Below are 18948 nucleotides of genomic sequence, written 5' to 3' on the forward strand. Positions count from 1 at the left end.
TCCCAGTAGACGACTGGGTTGATAGGCCAGATATGGAAGCCTGGTAACGGGTGGAGTTGACTGGTACTAATAGGCCGAGGGCTTGTCCTCAGTTGTTCGCGTCCACTGTGTTAGTTCTGAGGCAACGACCGTTGCCGGCTTTGAGTAGAACGCATAAAAGAAAAGTGTGCTTGTTCGCTCGAAACCATTAGGGTTTCGGTGGCCATAGCGTGAGGGAAACGCCCGGTTACATTTCGAACCCGGAAGCTAAGCCTCACAGCGCCGATGGTACTGCAGGGGGGACCCTGTGGGAGAGTAGGACGCCGCCGAACAATCTTTGGGAGGACCCCTGGTCACCAGCGTTCAGCTGGGACCAGGGGTCCTTTCGTTTTTACAATGCTTGCGGTACCGATGACAGGAGTCACCATGTCCACCAACTCTCCCGACGACCGACCGGAGCGCGACCAGCGGCGACGGGACAGTGGTGACCGCGGTGGCGACCGCGGCGGCTTCCGTCGCGACAACGACCGTCGCGACAACGACCGTGGTGGTCACGGTCGGCGTGACGACAACCGCGGTGGGTTCGGCCGGCGTGACGACCGGCGTGACGACCGTGACCGTGGTGAGCGCGGCGGTTTCCGCCGTGACGACCGTCGGGATGACCGGCGTGACGACAGCCGTGGTGGCGGGTACCGCCGTGAGGGCGACCGGGGTTCGCGTCCCGGGTTCCAGCGTGACGACCGTGACCGTGGTGAGCGCGGCGGTTTCCGTCGCGACGACCGTCGGGACGACCGTGGGGACCGCGGCTTCCGTCGCGACGACCGCGGCGGCGACCGCCCGTCCTACAGGCGTGACGACGACCGGCGTGACGACCGTGACCGTGGTGAGCGCGGCGGTTTCCGCCGTGACGACCGTCGGGATGACCGGCGTGACGACAGCCGTGGTGGCGGGTACCGCCGTGAGGGCGACCGGGGTTCGCGTCCCGGGTTCCAGCGTGACGACCGCGGGGACCGCGGCTTCCGGCGCGATGACCGCAGCGGTGGTGACCGTCCTGCGTTCCGTCGTGATGACCGTCGTGATGACCGTGGCGGTGACCGTCCCGCGTTCCGTCGTGATGACCGGCGCGATGACCGCAGCGGTGGTGACCGTCCCGCGTTCCGTCGTGATGACCGTCGTGACGACCGTCGTGGTGACCGTCCCGCGTTCCGTCGTGATGACCGTCGTGACGACCGTGGCGGTGACCGTCCCGCGTTCCGTCGTGATGACCGTCGTGACGACCGTGGCGGTGACCGTCCCGCGTTCCGTCGTGATGACCGTCGTGACGACCGTGGTGGTGACCGTCCCGCGTTCCGTCGTGACGACCGTCGTGACGACCGTGGCGGTGACCGTCCCGCGTTCCGTCGTGACGACCGCGGTGGTGACCGTCCCGCGTTCCGCCGTGACGACCGTCGTGACGACCGGGGTGGCTTCCGGGGCCGCGACGACCGCGGTGACCGCGGTGAGCGCGGGGGCTTCCAGGGTCGCGACGACCGCGGCGGCCGTGGGCCCCGTCGGGACGACCGTGGCGGTCGACCCGGTGGCTTCCGTGGGCGTGACGGGCGTGACGGGCGTGACGACCGCCGTGGCGGTGGCCGCTTCCGCGACGACCGCGACCGCGACCGTGACCGGGAGCCGATCAAGCGGCTGCCGATCCCGGAGGACGTCACCGGCGAGGAGATCGACAAGGACGTCCGGCAGGAGCTGCAGAGTCTGCCCAAGACGCTCGCGGACGATGTCGCGAAGAACCTGGTGATGGTCGCCCGGCTGATCGACGAGGACCCCGAGGGCGCGTACGGCTACTCCAGGGTGGCCCTGCGCCTGGCGTCCCGCGTGGCCGCCGTACGCGAGGCCGCCGGCTTCGCCGCGTACGCGAACCAGAAGTACAGCGAGGCCCTCGCCGAGTTCCGGGCCGCCCGGCGTATGACCGGCGGCGTGGACCTGTGGCCGGTGATGGCCGACTGTGAGCGCGGGCTCGGGCGGCCGGAGAAGGCGCTGGACATGGCCGGCGCCCCGGAGGTGCAGAAGCTGGACAAGGCCGGGCAGGTCGAGATGCGGCTCGTCGCGGCCGGCGCCCGGCGTGACATGGAGCAACTGGACGCGGCCATCGTGACCCTGCAGAGCCCCGAGCTGGCCTCCAACTCCGTACAGCCGTGGACCGCGCGTCTGCGGTACGCCTACGCCGACGCCCTGCTGGCCGCGGGCCGGGAGCGCGAGGCCCGGGAGTGGTTCGCGAAGGCCGTCGAGGCCGACCGGGACGGCAGCACGGACGCGTCCGACCGGCTCGCCGAGATGGACGGTGTGGAGTTCGTCGACGCCCTCGACGAGAGCGAGAGCGAGAGCGAGAGCGAGAACGAGGGCAACGGCGAGGGTGAGTCCCCGAGCGCCTCCCAGGAGGACGGCGCCTCCCAGGAGGACGGCGACGAGGACTGACGTCAGCCACAGACAAGAAAGAGGGCAGGCCCCGCCCGGGGCCTGCCCTCTTTCTTATCTGTCTCTTGTCTGTCTCTTCGGTGTCCGTATCGGGTCTCGAGCACACGGTTCTCCGGCGCTCAGATCTCCAGCGCCCGCAGCACCAGACCCGACGCCGGCTTCGGTCCGAAGGACGTCGACTTGCGCGGCATCGTGACGCCTTGGCGGGCCAGTTCGCGTACGACCTCCTCGCGGACCGGGTGCATCAGGACCGCCGTTCCGCCGTCGCGTTCGGCCTTCTCCACCGTGGCGGCCGTGTCATGGATGTAGGCGACATGGGCGGGGGAGTCCTCGGGGATGTGCCAGACATGGTCGAGGAGAGCGGCGTGCAGGACCGTGGCGTCCAGGGAACGCCAGGCGGCCGGGCGGTCCGCCGGGATCGTCCGGGCCAGCAGGGCCGGGTCGGGGCGGTCGAGCAGGTGGAAGGCGCCGTCGCCGGCCAGCAGGAAGGCGTTGCCCGCGCAGGACGCGTCCGCCAGTGCCTCCAGTGCCTCGGCCAGCGGCGCGTCGAGGCGCCGTACCCGGAACAGGCCGTGCACGGCGGCCAGCGCGTCCGCGACCGGCAGGCCGTGCAGCAGCCGGTGGATGGCGCGGACGCGCAACGGGTAGCGGGCGGTGTCGACCAGCAGGACCAGGCCGTGGTCCCAGGGGCTGGGGGAGGGGTGTTCCGCGCGCAGCCGGCGGTAGGTGGCCCAGCGGTGGTGGCCGTCGGCGATCAGCGCCTGGTGATGGGCCAGCTCGGACTGGATGAGCGACATGTCGGCCGGCTCGGTGACCGACCACAGGCGGTGCCGGAAACCGTCCTCGGTGGTCGTGGCCAGCAGGGGCGGGCGTTTCGCCGTACGTTCGACGACCTCGGCAGCCGTGCCGTTGCCGCGGTAGGTCAGCAGCAGCGGTTCCAGGTTCGCCCGGGTGGCGCGCATCAGGGCCGCACGGTCCGCGACCACCGGCGGCATGATGTCCTCGTGCGGCAGCACCACGCCCTCCTCGGGCTCCGAGACGCGCAGGGCGCCGATGACGCCGCGCTGGATCATCCCGTTGCCGTCCCGCTGCTCGTACACGTACAGCCCCGGCTCGGGGTCCGCGGTGAGGATGCCCTCGTCCAGCCAGCGGCGCAGGGTGTCCGCCGCCTGTTCGGTGCGGGCACTGGGGGTGCCGGCCTGGGGCAGGATCAGACGGACGATGTTGTGCGGGTCGGCCGACTGAAGATGGTGCACCCCGTCGGGACGTACGACGACGTCGTACGGCGGAGAGGTGACGGAGGCCAGGCTGCCGACCCGGTCGGGGTCGTAACGGAGGCCGCGGAACGGGGTGAGTTCCAGGCCTCGGCGCTCCGTTGCTTCCGAGTGACCTGCAGTGTTCATCCCGGCATCGTACGTGTGTCGGTGGCATGCGGGATGATCGGGGGAAAAGGCGAGTCAGCGAGGAGCGATGTGGACATGAGCCAGGGCGTCAGGACGAGGCCCGAGGGTAGTGGGCAGCCCCTGAGCGAGGCGTACGACACGGCGCTGCTCGATCTGGACGGGGTGGTGTACGCGGGCGGGAACGCGATCGCGCACGCGGCGGACTCGCTGGCGGTGGCGCGCGCGGGCGGGATGCGTCTCGCGTACGTCACCAACAACGCTCTGCGGACGCCGGACACCGTGGCCGGGCATCTGACGGAGCTGGGCATACCGACGGGGGCCGAGGACGTCATCACCTCCGCTCAGGCCGTGGCGCGGCTGATCAGCGAGCAGATACCGACCGGAGCGCGGGTGTTGGTGATCGGCGGTGAGGGCCTGCGGGTGGCGCTGCGTGAGCGGGGCCTGACCCCGGTGGAGTCGGCGGACGACGATCCGGCGGCGGTGGTGCAGGGGTTCGGCGGACCCGATCTGCCCTGGGGACGGTTCGCGGAGGCGTCGTACGCCGTCGCGCGTGGGGTGCCGTGGTTCGCGTCCAACACCGATCTGACGATTCCGAGCGGGCGGGGCATCGCGCCGGGCAACGGAGCGGCCGTGGAGGTCGTACGGATCGCGACCGGCGCCGAGCCGCAGGTGGCGGGCAAGCCGCTGCCGCCCATGCACAAGGAGACGATCATCCGGACGGGTGCCAAGCGGCCGCTGGTCGTCGGGGACCGGCTGGACACGGACATCGAGGGCGCGTTCAACGGCCATGTCGACTCGCTGCTGGTGCTGACCGGGGTCACCGACGGGCCCCAGCTGCTCGCCGCGCCGCCGCGGCACCGGCCGACGTACGTGGACGCGGATCTGCGCGGGCTGCTCACCGCGCAGCCGGAGGTCACCCAGGAGGGTGAGGGGTTCCGCTGCGGTGGGTGGACGGCGACCGCCGGTGCGGACCGGCTGGAGCTGGACGGCGACGGCGGGACGCTGGACGGGCTGCGGGCGCTGTGTGCGGCGGCCTGGACGGCGGCGGGGCAGGACTCCTGCCGGCTGGACGGGGGGAAGGCGCTGGCCCGGCTCGGACTGTGAACCGCACTGCGGGTACCTGGGGATCGAGATTCGATGCGAGGGTAGGCTAACCTAACCTGGTGTTGGTCGACAGTCCTCCAGAACAGCGCGCGGAGAGCGCCCCCGCGCCCCCAACCCGCCGGGCGGTCAGGGCCTTTGGGCTCCTGCTCGCCGTCGCGATGCTGGTGCTCGTCGCCCTGGCGAGCATCGCGATCGGGGCGAAAGCGCTGTCGTATGACCAGGTCTGGCACGGCCTGTTCCACGACACGGGTACGTACGGTGACGTCGTCGTGAACGAGCGGCTCTCACGCACGGTCCTCGGACTGCTGGTCGGTGCCGCCCTCGGCCTGTCGGGCGCGGTCCTGCAGGCACTCACCCGGAACCCCCTGGCCGACCCCGGACTGCTCGGGATCAACGCCGGCGCCTCCGCGGCCGTCGTCACGGCCGTCACCTGCTTCGGCGTCACCAGCCTCACCGGCTATGTGTGGTTCGCCTTCCTGGGAGCCGCGGCGGTCGGCGCGCTGGTGTGGTTCCTCGGCGGCGGCAGGGGCGCCACCCCGGTACGGCTCGCGCTCGCCGGTACGGCGATCAGCGCGGCCCTCTACGGCTATCTCCAGGCCGCGATGATCCTGGACGACGCGGCGCTGGGCAAGATGCGCTTCTGGACGGTGGGTTCGCTGGCCTCGGCCACCGACACGACCATCACGCAGGTGCTGCCGTTCCTCGCGGTCGGCACGGTCCTCGCGCTCGCGCTGGCCCGGCCGCTGAACGCGGTGGAGATGGGCGACGACACCGCCCGCGCCCTCGGCGCCAACCTCAACCGCACGCGCGCCCTGGCCATGCTGGCCGCCACCGTGCTGTGCGGTGCCGCCACCGCCGCCTGCGGCCCGATCATGTTCGTCGGCCTGATGATCCCGCACGTGGTGCGCTCCTTCACGGGCCCCGACCTGCGCTGGATCCTGCCGTACGCCACGGTCCTGTCGCCCGTGCTGCTGCTCGGCGCCGACATCATCGGCCGGGTCGTGGCCCGCCCCGCGGAGCTCCAGGTCGGCATCGTCACCGCGATCATCGGCGGCCCGGTCTTCATCTTTCTCGTACGACGGCGGAGGACGGCCCAGCTGTGAAGACACACTCCAGGAGCCGTGCCGTACGCACTCCCGGTGGGCTCTCCCTGCGCCTGGACCTGCGTGCCCTGATCGTCGTCGGGCTCCTCCTGGCCGCCGCGCTCGCCGCCGGTGTCGCGCTGATCGGCACCGGCGACGCCGCGATCCCCGCGGCCGACGTGCTCAGGACGCTCGCCGGGAACGGCACCGCGTACCAGGACTTCATCGTCAACGAGCTGCGGCTGCCGCGCGTCCTCGTCGGCCTGCTGGTCGGCGCCTCGCTCGGCCTCGGCGGCGCGCTGTTCCAGACCATCTCCCGCAATCCGCTGGGCAGTCCGGACGTGCTCGGCCTGTCACAGGGCTCGACGGCCGGCGCGCTGATCGTGATCGTGCTGATGTCCGGCGGCTCCACGCAGGTCACCGTCGGCGCGCTGATCGGCGGACTCGCGACCGGTCTCGCGATCTATCTGCTCGCCTGGAAGCAGGGCGTGCACGGCTACCGGCTGGTCCTGGTCGGCATCGGTGTCTCCGCCGTCGTCACCGCGGTCAACGGCTATCTGCTCACCAAGGCCGACCTGGTCGACGCGGCCCGTGCGGTCGTGTGGATGACCGGCTCGCTCAACGGCCGTGACTGGGAGCAGGTCTGGCCGCTGCTCGCTCTGTGCGCGGTCCTCGTCCCGCTGGTCCTCGCCCACGCGCGCGGCCTGAGGATGATGGAGATGGGCGACGACATCGCAGGCGCGCTCGGCGTGCGCGTCCAGCGCGTCCGGCTGGTGCTGATGGTCTGCGCCGTGCTGCTCACCGCGGCGGCCACCGCCGCCGCCGGACCCGTCAGCTTCGTGGCCCTCACCGCCCCGCAGCTCGCCCGGCGCCTGACCCGCTCGCCGGGCCCGAACCTGGTGCCCTCGCTCTGCATGGGCGCCGCCCTGCTGGTCGCCGCCGACTGGGCTTCGCAGCGCGTCTTCGGGGCCGACCAGCTGCCCGTCGGCGTGGTCACGGGCGTCGTCGGCGGCGGCTATCTGCTGTGGCTGCTGGTCACCGAGCGCAGGGCGGGCCGGATATGAGGCGCACACAGGCCGGGCCGGACACGAGCGGCACGAACCCGAACACGACGAGGAGCACTGTGAACCGCCTGTCCGCCGAGAACGTCACCCTCGCCTACGACCAGCGCGTGATCGCCGAGCAGTTGTCGGTGCAGATCCCCGACAACTCCTTCACGGTGATCGTCGGCCCGAACGCGTGCGGCAAGTCGACTCTGCTGCGGGCGCTGTCGCGGATGCTCAAGCCCCGCCGGGGCCGCGTGCTGCTCGATGGGCAGGCCATCCAGTCGATGCCCGCGAAGGCGGTTGCGCGGACCCTCGGCCTGCTCCCGCAGTCGTCCGTCGCGCCCGACGGCATCACGGTCGCCGACCTGGTCGGGCGGGGCCGCTACCCGCACCAGGGCCTGCTGCGGCAGTGGTCCGCGGAGGACGAACGGGTCGTCCAGGAGTCGATGCGGCAGACCGGGGTCGCCGAGCTGGCCGACCGGTACGTGGACGAGCTGTCCGGCGGACAGCGGCAGCGCGTGTGGATCGCCATGGCACTGGCCCAGCAGACACCGCTGCTGCTCCTGGACGAGCCGACCACCTACCTCGACATCCAGCACCAGATCGACGTCCTGGACCTGTGCGCCGAGCTGCACGAGACCCAGGGCCGCACCCTGGTCGCCGTCCTGCACGACCTGAACCACGCCGCCCGCTACGCCACCCACCTCGTCGCCCTGCGCGGCGGCGAGGTGATCGCCGAGGGCGCGCCGAACGACATCGTCACGGCGGAGCTGGTCGAGGAGGTGTTCGGGCTGCGCTGCCAGGTCATCGACGACCCGGAGACGGGGACCCCGCTGGTGGTGCCGGCCGCGCGCAAGGCACGGGCGGAGAAGGTCACAGCAGCTTCCTGAGCCGGAACAGGTCGACCAGGCTCGCCTCCAGCCTCACCCGGCCCCTGCCCCAGGCGGTCGCGAAGTTCAGTTCGCCGTCCACCAGGGCCACCAGGTCGTCACCGGCCAGGGCGAGCCTGATCTGCGCCGTCTGGCGCGGTGGCCCCGGACGGGTCTCGTCGACCTCGATCCGGCCGCCGGTCATACGGCCCGCGAAGGTCACGTCGAGATCGGTGATGTGGCAACTCACCGAGCGGTCCAGGGCGGCGGCCGAGCGGACCTCGCCCTCGGCCCCCTGCATGTTGTCCGAAAGCTTCCCCAGCGCGGCGCGGCACTCCTCGATCGTGGCCATCGCCACCGACGGTACCCCAGTGGTTCGGGGTAGCGTCTGGGCATGAGCGAGTCCGTGTCCGAGGCCGAGATCGTCCCGCAGGCCGCCGCGTTCGCCGCAGGGCCCGAGCGCGAGCCCGAGCCCGCGGACGACCCCGCCGCCCCGGCCCCCCTGAACGTCCCGCGCACCCCGACCGGCAACGCCGAGGTCGACGCCCAGCTGGAGCGGCTGGCCGACGCCGACCACCTCGCCACCGACGGACACGTCGAGGTGTACGAGGATGTACACCGGGGGCTGCGCGACGCGCTCACCGCGCTCGACGCCCGCCCGGGACCGCCGGTTCCCACCCGTCACCCGACCGCCGCCCCTCGATGAGACCCTTCGGGTCGCACCATTCGATCGCCGTACCACCAGAGCAGGAGCTGAACCGAACGTGGCAGGAGTCGCACGCCGCCGTCTGGACGCGGAGCTGGTCCACCGGAAGCTCGCGCGCTCGCGCGAGCACGCCAGCCAGCTGATCGCCGCCGGACGGGTCACCGTCGGCAAGATCGTCGCGACCAAGCCGGCCACCCAGGTGGAGACCGCCGCGGCGATCGTGGTCCAGGCCGACGACAGCGATCCGGGTTACGTCTCCCGGGGCGGGCACAAACTCGCCGGCGCGCTGGAGGTCTTCGTACCGCGGGGGCTCGTCGTCCGGGGCCGGCGCGCGCTGGACGCCGGCGCGTCCACCGGAGGCTTCACCGACGTCCTGCTGCGTGCGGGCGCCGCCCATGTCGTCGCGGTGGACGTCGGATACGGACAGCTCGCCTGGTCTCTCCGGAGCGATGAACGCGTCACCGTCAAGGACCGTACGAACGTACGCGAGTTGACACTCGAGGCGATCGATGGGGAACCTGTGGATCTTGTCGTGGGCGATCTGTCCTTCATCCCGCTCGGGCTGGTGCTGCCCGCCCTGAAGCGGTGCGTGAAGCCGGACGCCGACCTGGTGATGATGGTCAAGCCGCAGTTCGAGGTGGGCCGGGAACGGCTCGGCAGCGGGGGTGTCGTACGGAGTCCGCAGCTGCGGGCGGAGGCCGTACGGGGAGTGGCCGAGAAGGCCTGGGAGCTGGGGCTCGGGGTGCGTGGCGTCACCGCGAGCCCACTGCCCGGGCCCTCGGGCAATGTCGAGTACTTTCTCTGGCTGCGGTCCGGGGCCCCCGCACTGGCCCCGGCCGACGTCGACCGTGCAGTGACGGAGGGGCCGCGTTGACACAGAACCTGGCGCGTACTGTTTTCCTGCTGGCCCACACCGGGCGGCCCGCGGCGATCCGCAGCGCGGAACTCGTCGTCAAGGGGCTGCTGCGGCACGGCATCGGAGTGCGGGTGCTGGAGGAGGAGGCGCGCGATCTGCCGCTGCCGGACGAGGTGCAGCTGGTCAAGGAGGCGACTCCGCAGTGCCTCGACGGCTGCGAGCTGCTGATCGTCCTCGGCGGCGACGGCACGCTGCTGCGGGGGGCCGAGTTCGCGCGGGCCTCCGGGGTGCCGATGCTCGGCGTCAACCTCGGGCGCGTCGGGTTCCTCGCGGAGGCCGAGCGGGACGACCTCGACCGGGTCGTGGACCGGGTGGTGGCGCGGTCGTACGAGGTCGAGGAGCGGATGACCGTCGACGTCGTCGTGCACCGCAACGGGGACATCGTGCACACCGACTGGGCGCTGAACGAGGCGGCCGTACAGAAGGCGGGCGCCGAGAAGCTGCTGGAAGTCGTGCTGGAGATCGACGGACGCCCGGTGACGGGGTTCGGGTGTGACGGGGTCGTCCTGTCCACGCCGACCGGTTCCACGGCGTATGCGTTCTCTGCCGGGGGGCCTGTGGTGTGGCCCGAGGTGGAGGCGCTGCTGATGGTGCCGATCAGCGCGCACGCGCTGTTCGCGAAGCCGCTGGTCACGTCTCCGGATTCGGTGCTCGCCGTGGAGGTTCTGCCGCATATTCCGCCCGGGGTGCTGTGGTGTGACGGGCGGCGGACCGTGGAGTTGCCGCCCGGGGCGCGGGTGGAGGTGCGGCGGGGGGCTGTGCCGGTGCGGCTTGCCCGGCTGCATCACTCGTCCTTCACCGACCGGCTCGTGGCGAAGTTCGCGCTGCCGACCACTGGGTGGCGGGGGGCGCCGCACCACTCGGCGGAGTGACATGGGCGGGCCATGTGCGCTCCCCGCCCCGGACCTCGTATGGTCTGTTCCGTGTTGGAGGAGATGCGGATACGGTCGCTCGGGGTCATCGACGATGCCGTCGTCGAGCTGTCGCCGGGGTTCACAGCCGTCACCGGTGAGACGGGTGCGGGCAAGACCATGGTGGTCACCAGCCTGGGGCTGCTGCTCGGTGGCCGGGCGGACCCGGCGCTCGTGCGGATCGGGGCCGGGAAGGCGGTCGTGGAGGGGCGGATCGCCGTGCCCGCGGACGCCGCCGCCGTCGTACGCGCCGAGGAGGCCGGGGCCGAGCTGGACGACGGGGCCCTGCTGATCAGCCGTACCGTTTCCGCCGAGGGCCGCTCGCGGGCACACCTGGGCGGACGCAGCGTGCCCGTGGGGCTGCTCGCCGAGCTGGCCGACGATCTGGTGGCCGTGCACGGGCAGACCGACCAGCAGGGGCTGCTGAAGCTGTCCCGGCAGCGGCAGGCGCTCGACCGGTACGCCGGGGACGCGGTCACCGGGCCGCTCGCCAAGTACACGGGGGCCTACCGGCGGCTGCGGGCCGTCTCCGCCGAGCTGGAGGAGATCACCACGCGTGCGCGTGAGCGGGCGCAGGAAGCCGACATGCTGCGGTACGGGCTCGACGAGATCGCCGCCGTGGAACCTCGGGGCGGGGAGGACGCCGAGCTGGCCGAGGAGGCGGAGCGGCTGGGGCACGCCGAGGCCCTGGCGTCCGCCGCGACGGCCGCGCACGCCGCTCTCGCGGGCATTCCCGAGGACCCCGAGGGCATCGACGCCTCGACCCTCGTCGCGGGCGCTCACCGGGCCCTGGAGACCGTGCGCTCGCACGATCCGGCGCTGGCCGCGCTCGCCGACCGGATCGGGGAGATCGGGATCCTGCTGGCCGATGTCGCCGGTGAGCTGGCGGGGTACGCCGACGATCTCGACGCCGATCCGCTGCGCCTGGCCGCGGTGGAGGAGCGGCGGGCCGCGCTGACCGCCCTCACCCGCAAGTACGGGGAGGACGTGGGCGCCGTCCTGGCCTGGGCCGAGCAGAGCGCCGCGCGGCTCACCGAGCTGGACGGCGATGACGAGCGGATCGAGGAGCTGACCGCCGAGCGGGACGCGCTGCGCGTCGAACTGGGCGGTCTCGCACAGGCGTTGACGGACGCGCGGACGGAGGCCGCCGAACGGTTCGCCGCCGCCGTGACCGCCGAGCTGGCCTCCCTCGCCATGCCCCACGCCCGCGTGTCGTTCGACATCCGGCAGACCGAGGACCCCGAGGGCGTCGAGGTCGGCGGACGTACGGTCGCGTACGGATCCTCTGGTGTCGACGAGGTCGAGCTGCTGCTCGCCCCGCACCCCGGCGCCCCGCCCCGGCCCATCGCCAAGGGCGCGTCCGGCGGTGAGCTGTCCCGCGTGATGCTGGCCGTGGAGGTCGTGTTCGCGGGCACCGACCCCGTGCCGACGTACCTCTTCGACGAGGTCGACGCCGGTGTCGGTGGCAAGGCGGCGGTCGAGATCGGGCGGCGCCTGGCGAAGCTCGCCAAGACCGCGCAGGTCGTCGTGGTCACCCACCTGCCCCAGGTCGCCGCCTTCGCCGACCGGCAGCTGCTGGTCGAGAAGACCGACGACGGCTCCGTCACCCGGTCCGGTGTGAAGGTGCTGGAGGGCGAGGACCGCGTCCGCGAGCTGTCCCGCATGCTTGCCGGCCAGGAGGACTCCGAGACCGCCCGCGCGCATGCGGAGGAGCTGCTGGCCACGGCTCGGGCGGACGGGTAGGAGTGCGGCCGGCCGCCGGGCGGGCGCCCTGGCTGGGCCTCCAGGGTGGGCGCAGGATCAGGGGTGCGGGCAGGAAGACCGGCTTCGCCCTCGCTGCCGGTGTGACGCGTGCGGGCGTGGCCGTCCTGCGGAGGACCGCGCCCGGCGGGCGGGCGCGGTGGGAGCGGAGGAACTACGCCGGGCGGACGGTCGGGATGTATGCCGGGCCGGCGTCGGCCGCGGCGGCGGCGGTGGGGGCCGCGCGGGTTCACCCCGGTGCCGGGCTCGCGGTGCTGGCGGCCGGGGTCTGCGGGGCGTACGACGATGTCGCCGGCGATCACCGGCGCGGTTTCCGGGCGCACCTGGGGGCGCTGCGGGACGGCGAGGTCACCAGCGGCGCCGTCAAGTTGTTCGGGATGTCGGCCGCGGGGCTGGTGGCGGGGGCCCTGATGAAGGAGCGGCCGGTCGACAAGGTGCTGGCCGGTGTCGTGATCGCCGGGGCCGCGCACGTCGTCAATCTCCTCGACGTACGCCCCGGGCGTGCGGTGGGCGCGGTGCTCGCGCTCGGGGCTCCCGGACTGCTGCGGAAGGGGCCGGGCGGCGAACTGACCGCGGCCGCCATGGGTGCCGCCGCGGCCGTGCTGCCCGACGACCTCGGCGAGCGCGTGATGATCGGAGACACGGGGGCGCACGCGCTCGGGGCGGCGCTCGGTACCGCCGTGGTCGCGTGCAACCGGCGCGCGGGGCTGCTCGCGCACGCCGTCGCCGTCGTGGCCGCCGCCGTGTACGGGGACCGGGTGACCGCGTGGGCGCGGGCGTTGTGAGGGACCGCTCCGGCGGTACGGGCGCCGTGAGGGACTGAGCCGGTCGTATGTGGGTGCCGCGAGCGTCCGACCTCACCGGACCGGTCGCGCAGCACTCGGCCGCGCCGGGAATGCTCTCACCCGTGTGGGTGACGTGCTCCGGCGCATTGCCCCGGGCCGCCGCACGGTGCGCCCACCGGGGTTTCCCGGAACGGCCGTACGTCCTGGCATGCTTGGCAGGAACCCGGGGTGGGCGGCGGCTCGGGACGGTGCGCGCCGGAGGCGCGGGGCACGTCCTTTCACCCCGCTGACCCCGCTACCTTCTGTACGTTTCCTCGTGACCACACCACGCCGAACCAGGAGCCCCGGCCCCGTGAGCCCCGTGAGCAGCAGCGCACCGCACGGCCAGTGGCCGCTGCGCACCGTGCAGGTGCTGGGCGGAGGCAACGCCGGCAGCAGCGCGCACGTACGTTCCCTTACCGAGGGGCTCGTGGCGAGGGGCGTACGGGTCACGGTCTGCGCCCCCGTCGAGGCCGATCGCGCCTACGACTTCACCGGGGCCGGCGCCGAGCACGTACACGTGCCACGCAGCAGCGACCCGGCCGCCGTGGCCGCACTCCGGGCCGCCTGCGCCGACGCCGACCTGGTGCACGCGCACGGTCTGCACGCCTCCTTCCGTGCCGTGCTCGCACTCGGCGGGCGCACCACCCCGCTGGTCGTCACCTGGCACAACCGGGCGCGGGCGGAGGGGGCACGGGCGCATCTGCTGCGGCTGCTGGAGCGGCGGGTGGTGAAGACGGCGGCCGTCGTCCTCGGCACCAGCTCCGACCTGGTCGACCGGGCCCGCCGGAGCGGCGCGCGGGACGCCCGGCTCGCGGCCGTCGGCCTGCCCGGGCAGCGCCGGCCCTCCCTCACTCTCGGCTGTGCTCGAGCGGGGGGACCCCCGTCCCACGACGACCCCGACCGGCTGCGGTCCAAGGTCCGGGCCGAACTCGGCACCATCGGCCGCCCGTTGCTCATCGCGGTCGGCTCCCTCGACCGGCACCGCGGCTACGACGTCCTGCTCGACGCGGCCCGTGCCTGGCGGGAGCTGGACCCCCTGCCGCTGGTCGTCGTCGCCGGGGAGGGCCCGCTGCGTCCGGTGCTGCAGCGTCGGATCGAGGACGAGGAACTGCCGGTGCGGCTCATCGGCCACCGCGAGGACGTGCCGGAGCTGCTGGCCGCCGCCGATCTGGCGCTGGTCACCAGCAGTTGGGAGTCGCGGTCCGTCCTCGCCCAGGAGGCGCTGCACGCGCGCGTGCCGCTCGTCGCGACCCGCGTCGGCGGCATCCCGGACCTCGTCGGCGACGCCGCCGACCTCGTCCCGTACGGCGATGCGCAGGCGCTCGCCGAAAGCGTCGTACGACTGCTCGCCGATCCGGAGCGGCGCGAACTGCTGCGGGAGCGGGGCGCACGGCAGGCCGCCACCTGGCCGACGGAGGACGAGACCGTCGCCCAGGTGCTCAGCGTGTACGACGAGTTGACCCAGCCCCGGCCGCTCGCCTAGGCGGCCTTCTGGATCAGGTCGGCGGATGGCCGGGGTGCCTGACCGGCCCGCCCGCGCGGCCGGCGTCGATCGTCGCTCGGACGCCTCTACCGCTCCAGACGGTGTGTGGTGAGGGCCCGGAGGCGCCGGAAGGAACCGTTCGTGAAACGGCGAGCGGCCTGACCTACTCAGCGGATGAGGTGAACGGTGAGCTGTGTTTCGGCGGAATTGGTGTTGACGGCGTGGATGAAGCCGTGGGCCGTGCGGTAGAGCCCCGTGCCTCCGGTGATGGCCAGGGTGATGTCACCGGGGCCGGCACTGCCGATGGCGAACACGCCCTGCACGGTGATCTGTCCCCCGGGCAGCGAAAGGGTGAGCTGACACTGCAGGTCGCTCGTATCGGTGGGGCCGGTGCGGGTTACGGTGCAGACCTCGTCGAACCGACCCACCGTGGCGCTGGACCGAATGAGGTCCCCTGTGACGATGAGCTCGTCCCCTTGGCTGTTGCCAGGAGGCGGCACATCAACGTTGTTGATCTGGGTCGGCCTCGCCGTCAGACCGAAGACCTCTTCGCTCTGCTGGGGATGGGGAGGCGGGGGGTTGGTAGCGCCGACGGTCGCTGTGGCGGCCGACGCCACAGAGGCGCAGCAGAGGGCAGTGGCCAGGCCGGTGACCGCGCTCAGACCAAGACGTTTGACGTGCTTCATCATGCGTCTCCTGGGAGGGATACAAGGCGGTTAAGTGACCTTGTGTCACTTAAGGTGCCGCTTGCCAGGCCAGCATCCGGTGGACGGCGCGCCACAGCCACCCCAGCCGGGCATCCAGGTGAGCGGCACGGCGCGTGGACGAAGTCGCGGTGGCCGTAGGGCATCCCGGTCACCCGTGGGCACCGGGCGGCCCGTCATGGCGTGGTGAAGATGACGCCGACGAGGGCCGGCCCGCTTGCGGTGGCCCTCGGGGCTAAGGGACGTGGCGGCGGGCGCGGAGGGCCAGGCTCAACGCCAGGACCGTCTGCGGGTCGTCGAGGTCGGTCCCGAGCAACTCCCCGATGCGGGCGAGGCGGTTGTAGAGCGTCTGGCGGTTGAGGTGCAGTTCGCGGGCCGTCTCGGCCTTGCGGCCGGCGTGTGCCAGGTAGGTCTCCAGGGTCGGCAGCAGCGGTGGCCTGGAGCGGTGGTCGTGGTCACGCAGCGGGCCGATCGCGCGGTCCACGAAGGCCGCCAGGTCCGGGTGGCCGCGCAGCCGCCACAGCAGCAGGTCGATGTCGAGACGGCGGGCGTCGTACCAGGGCCGGTCGGTCAGGCCCTGTGCCGCCGTCGCCGTCTCCGCCGCGTGCCGCAGCCCCGCCGACGCGGCCGCCCAGCCGCCCGCCACGCCGACGACCACCACCGGCGGCGAAGAGCCCGCCCGCCGCACCCCGGCCCGCTCCACACCCGCGCGCAGCGCCGCCGCCACCCGGTCCGCGACCGCCGGCCGCTCCGACTCCGAGCGCAGCCCCAGCAGCACCAGCACCCGGCCCTCCACCGGCCGCACACCCAGCAGCACCGGTACCCCCACCGCGGCCAGCTCCTCCGAGACCGCCCTGGCCAGTACCGCCCAACCGCCCCCACGCTCGGCTCCGCTCGCACGGGCGGCACCCCCCTCGGGGGAGAGGGAGTCGCCGACCCGCATCACCACGGGCAGCAGTCTGCCGTCCCCGGGCTTGAAGCCGAGGACGCGGGCCTGCGCGGGTGCGTCCTCCGCCGTGACGCGGCCCTCGGCGAGATCGGTGAGGAAGTCACCGCGCCCGCGTGCCGCCAGCTCCTCCTCCTGCCGGGCCTGCATCAGCACCACGGCCAGGATGCCCGCCGCCCGCTCGGTGGCGATCCGGTGCACCGGAGCCAGCGGTGAGCGGACCGGCAGAAGGACGAGCCGGGCGCGTACCGAGCCCGCCGTACCGGGTCCGCCGCCGGGCACGTCCACCAGCATCGAACCGGCCGGCGGCGGCGCGTCCTTCTGCGGGCCGCGCAGCCCCTCCCACACCTGCAGCGGATCGGCGCCCTCCGGGCCGGACCCGGCGGCGTACAGCAGCCGGCCGTCCGCCGTCTCCAGGAACACCGGATTGGCGCTGAAGTCGGCCAGGATGCCCAGCACCTGCGGCACCCCGCCACCGCTCAGCAGGGCCTCGGTGCAGCGCCGGTGCACCTCCTCAGCCCGCTGCAGCAGCGCGTAGTGGCCGTTGACGATCTCGGTGTGGATCTCCTCGGTCACCGTCACGAACGGCACCTCGCGGTGCAGCTGGACCAGCGGCAGCCCGGCGCTGCGGGCGGTGTCCACCAGGGCGGCGGGCAGCCGGTCGAAGCGCGGTCCCAGCTCCACCACCAAGGCGGCGATCCCGCGCTCGGCGAGGGTCCGTACGAAGGCCCGCTGTTCTGCGGGGCGGGTGCCGAGGCCGTAGCCGGTGGTCAGCAGCAGCTCGCCGCCCTTGAGCAGCGAGGCGATGTTCGGCACCTCGCCCGCGTGCACCCAGCGCACGGTGCGCCCCAGCCGGTCGGCGCCCGCCAGGATCTCCGGCAGCCCACTGCGCAGGCCGGGCAGCTCCAGTGCCCGCTGAACGGTGATCCCCGCGCCCTGGGTGTCGAATCGGTGGTCCGTACGGCTGTCCATGCAGCGGACGCTACCCGCGGAAACGTTCCGGCGACATCTCCGCGCATGATCGCACCATCCACCTCCTGCTTGGAGCCGAAGAGCGCGAACACTCCGCTCTTGCTCAGCTCCAGCTGCCCCGTTCGGCGCGGCTCACCGTCACCGCCCCTCCCCGACCACCGGCGGCCGCCGCAACGTTTGCCCCGCGTCAGCTGCACGGCACGCTCCACGTCGTCGCCCGGGGCCACGGTGACCAGCTCGCTGCTGCACGCCTCGGCCACCGTCCGCCCGGTGACGTCTCCCCCCTCGGCCAGGATCCGCACGGTCAGATACCCGGTCCGTGACCAGCCCGCGCTCAGCGGTGAGGCGGTGCTCGCAGGAGTTCCGGGGCTGACGGGCGGCCGGCTCAGACGGGCCTGATGTTGTGGTTGAAGCGGAACACGTTGTCCGGGTCGTACCGCCGCTTCAGCTTCTCCAAACGCAGGGTGTTCCCCTCGCCCAGGCCCGCCCTGACCCGCTCCGGGCCCTCGTCGCCGATGAGGTTCAGGTGCACGGCGCCGGTGCTCCACGGCCGGACGTCGGCGCGGACGTCCCGCACCCAGGCGATCGCCCGCTCGTCGTCGGCCGGGTCCTCCCAGACGGCGAACGGGTGCGCGGCCCAGGCCGCGTCCCGGTACGCCACCGGGTAGGCGTGCGGGCCGGCGGCGATCGCCCCGCCCTGCGGGAACAGCAGATGCCGGGTGCTGGTCGGCACCGGCATGCTGTCCGCGCGGGTGCAGAACACCTCCACGAGGTCGTCCGGGAGGCCGGCCAGGGCCTCCGCCGACCAGTGGTTCCGCATCCCGGGCGGCTGGTCGAGCATGCACTGCAGGTCGGCATACGGCACATCGCCGGCCAGCTCCACCTCGTGCGGCAGCGCGAGCATCGGCTCGGCGAGCTTGCGCAGGTCGTCCTCGCCGCCCACGTACGTCAGCAGGCCGGCGCACAGCAGCCTGCCCACCAGCTCCGGGGGCGTGAACTCCTCGGGCGGACCGGTCAGGTACAGCACCGCGCCGCTCACCTCGTCCGGTCCCATACGGATGATCTCGCGGAAGGTGCGGATCACCTCCGGCCCGAACTCCGGCAGGAACATCAGCAGGACGATCGAGAACTCGGGCACCTCGTGCAGCCGCAGGGTCAGCGCGGTGGCGATGCCGAAATTGCCGCCCCCGCCGTGCAGGGCCCAGAACAGTTCGGGGTTCTCGTCGGCGTTCGCGTGCACCCGCTCGGCGTCGGCGGTCACCAGTTCCACACCCAGCAGATTGTCGGCGGCGAGGCCGAAGGCCCGGTCCAGCCAGCCGGTGCCGCCGCCGAGGACGAAGCCGCCGACCCCGGTGGTGGAGGCGCGTCCACCGGTGGTCGCGAGGCCGTGGGGCTCGGTCGCCCGGTCCAGATGGCTCATCGTGGCGCCGCCCTCGACCCGGACCGCCTCGGCCGCCGGGTCCACGGTCACCCGGTGCATCCGGCGCAGGTCCACCACGAGCGCGCCGTCGCCCAGCGCCGTCCCTGCCACGCCGTGCCCGCCACCGCGCACCGCGATGTGCAGATCCAGCTCCCTGCCGAAGCGCACGGCGCGCACCACATCGGTGGCGTCCGCGCACTGGGCGATCACGGCCGGCCGCCGGTCGATCATCGCGTTGAAGACGGTCCGGGCCTCGTCGTAGCCCGGGTCGCCCGGGGCGAACACGTCGCCGACCAGATCCTCGCGCAACGCGGCGAGGGCCGCGGCCGCCTTCGATGGGGGAGCCATGG

General features: G+C 72.9%; 16 protein-coding genes and 2 rRNA genes. 13 read left to right on the forward strand and 5 right to left on the reverse strand.

Features of this window, described 5'->3' with window-relative positions; translation table 11 throughout:
- The 3 genes from ABZ079_RS10360 to ABZ079_RS10370 all read left to right on the forward strand — a co-directional run.
- Positions 1-90 (forward strand): 23S ribosomal RNA (locus ABZ079_RS10360); the annotation flags it as partial.
- A gap of 104 nt (positions 91-194) precedes the next feature.
- Positions 195-311, forward strand: a 5S ribosomal RNA gene (rrf, locus tag ABZ079_RS10365).
- Between the two features lie 1351 nt (positions 312-1662).
- Positions 1663-2448, forward strand: a complete 786-nt coding sequence (locus ABZ079_RS10370; RefSeq protein ID WP_356939401.1) for a hypothetical protein — start codon at positions 1663-1665, stop codon at positions 2446-2448.
- Between the two features lie 119 nt (positions 2449-2567).
- On the opposite strand, the gene ABZ079_RS10375 is transcribed toward ABZ079_RS10370, so the two are convergent.
- Positions 2568-3851: a DUF1015 domain-containing protein gene (locus tag ABZ079_RS10375; protein ID WP_356939004.1), complete on the reverse strand. Its 1284-nt coding sequence runs from the start codon at positions 3849-3851 to the stop codon at positions 2568-2570.
- A gap of 75 nt (positions 3852-3926) precedes the next feature.
- On the opposite strand from ABZ079_RS10375, the gene ABZ079_RS10380 reads away from it, so the two are divergent.
- From ABZ079_RS10380 to ABZ079_RS10395, 4 genes are read left to right on the forward strand one after another with little or no spacing between them, the layout of a single operon-like run.
- Entirely contained in the window at positions 3927-4955 is a 1029-nt protein-coding gene (locus ABZ079_RS10380) for an HAD hydrolase-like protein (protein ID WP_356939005.1), read from the forward strand.
- Positions 4956-5014: 59 nt separating this feature from the next.
- Positions 5015-6058, forward strand: coding sequence for an iron chelate uptake ABC transporter family permease subunit (locus ABZ079_RS10385; RefSeq protein ID WP_356939006.1), 1044 nt, complete (start codon positions 5015-5017; stop codon positions 6056-6058).
- Positions 6055-7101, forward strand: a complete 1047-nt coding sequence (locus ABZ079_RS10390) for an iron chelate uptake ABC transporter family permease subunit (protein ID WP_356939007.1) — start codon at positions 6055-6057, stop codon at positions 7099-7101. The genes ABZ079_RS10385 and ABZ079_RS10390 overlap by 4 nt, the downstream gene beginning before the upstream one ends.
- Before the next feature lie 59 nt (positions 7102-7160).
- Positions 7161-7973 (forward strand): ABC transporter ATP-binding protein, encoded by an 813-nt coding sequence (locus tag ABZ079_RS10395; RefSeq protein WP_356939008.1) that lies wholly within the window; start codon positions 7161-7163, stop codon positions 7971-7973.
- Here ABZ079_RS10395 and ABZ079_RS10400 read toward each other — a convergent pair.
- Positions 7957-8304: a sterol-binding protein gene (locus ABZ079_RS10400; protein ID WP_356939009.1), complete on the reverse strand. Its 348-nt coding sequence runs from the start codon at positions 8302-8304 to the stop codon at positions 7957-7959. The genes ABZ079_RS10395 and ABZ079_RS10400 overlap by 17 nt on opposite strands.
- Positions 8305-8346: 42 nt before the next feature.
- Between ABZ079_RS10400 and ABZ079_RS10405 the strand changes: the two genes are divergently transcribed.
- From ABZ079_RS10405 to ABZ079_RS10430, 6 genes are all read left to right on the forward strand, one after another.
- Positions 8347-8658, forward strand: a complete 312-nt coding sequence (locus ABZ079_RS10405; protein WP_356939010.1) for a hypothetical protein — start codon at positions 8347-8349, stop codon at positions 8656-8658.
- A 58-nt stretch (positions 8659-8716) separates the two neighbouring features.
- On the forward strand, positions 8717-9532 hold the full coding sequence (locus ABZ079_RS10410; protein ID WP_356939011.1) for a TlyA family RNA methyltransferase: 816 nt from the start codon (positions 8717-8719) through the stop codon (positions 9530-9532).
- Positions 9529-10446: an NAD kinase gene (locus ABZ079_RS10415; RefSeq protein WP_356939012.1), complete on the forward strand. Its 918-nt coding sequence runs from the start codon at positions 9529-9531 to the stop codon at positions 10444-10446. Before ABZ079_RS10410 ends, ABZ079_RS10415 begins: the two co-directional genes overlap by 4 nt.
- A gap of 39 nt (positions 10447-10485) precedes the next feature.
- Positions 10486-12228 (forward strand): DNA repair protein RecN, encoded by a 1743-nt coding sequence (recN, locus tag ABZ079_RS10420; RefSeq protein WP_356939013.1) that lies wholly within the window; start codon positions 10486-10488, stop codon positions 12226-12228.
- Between the two features lie 101 nt (positions 12229-12329).
- Positions 12330-13031 carry a hypothetical protein gene (locus tag ABZ079_RS10425; RefSeq protein ID WP_356939014.1) on the forward strand — a complete coding sequence of 234 codons (702 nt, stop codon included), beginning with the start codon at positions 12330-12332 and terminating at the stop codon, positions 13029-13031.
- A gap of 352 nt (positions 13032-13383) precedes the next feature.
- Positions 13384-14556, forward strand: a complete 1173-nt coding sequence (locus tag ABZ079_RS10430; protein ID WP_356939015.1) for a glycosyltransferase family 4 protein — start codon at positions 13384-13386, stop codon at positions 14554-14556.
- A gap of 167 nt (positions 14557-14723) precedes the next feature.
- Here the strand turns inward: ABZ079_RS10430 and ABZ079_RS10435 are convergent, their stop codons facing one another.
- The 3 genes from ABZ079_RS10435 to ABZ079_RS10445 form a co-directional block, all read right to left on the reverse strand.
- On the reverse strand, positions 14724-15245 hold the full coding sequence (locus ABZ079_RS10435; RefSeq protein ID WP_356939016.1) for a hypothetical protein: 522 nt from the start codon (positions 15243-15245) through the stop codon (positions 14724-14726).
- 250 nt (positions 15246-15495) lie between these two features.
- Complete coding sequence (locus ABZ079_RS10440; RefSeq protein ID WP_356939017.1) at positions 15496-17178, reverse strand: PucR family transcriptional regulator; 1683 nt, start codon at positions 17176-17178, stop codon at positions 15496-15498.
- A 385-nt stretch (positions 17179-17563) separates the two neighbouring features.
- Entirely contained in the window at positions 17564-18946 is a 1383-nt protein-coding gene (locus tag ABZ079_RS10445) for an FAD-binding oxidoreductase (RefSeq protein ID WP_356939018.1), read from the reverse strand.
- Positions 18947-18948: the final 2 nt, after the last annotated feature.

Source organism: Streptomyces sp. NPDC006314, from assembly GCF_040613075.1.
Lineage (GTDB): Bacteria > Actinomycetota > Actinomycetes > Streptomycetales > Streptomycetaceae > Streptomyces.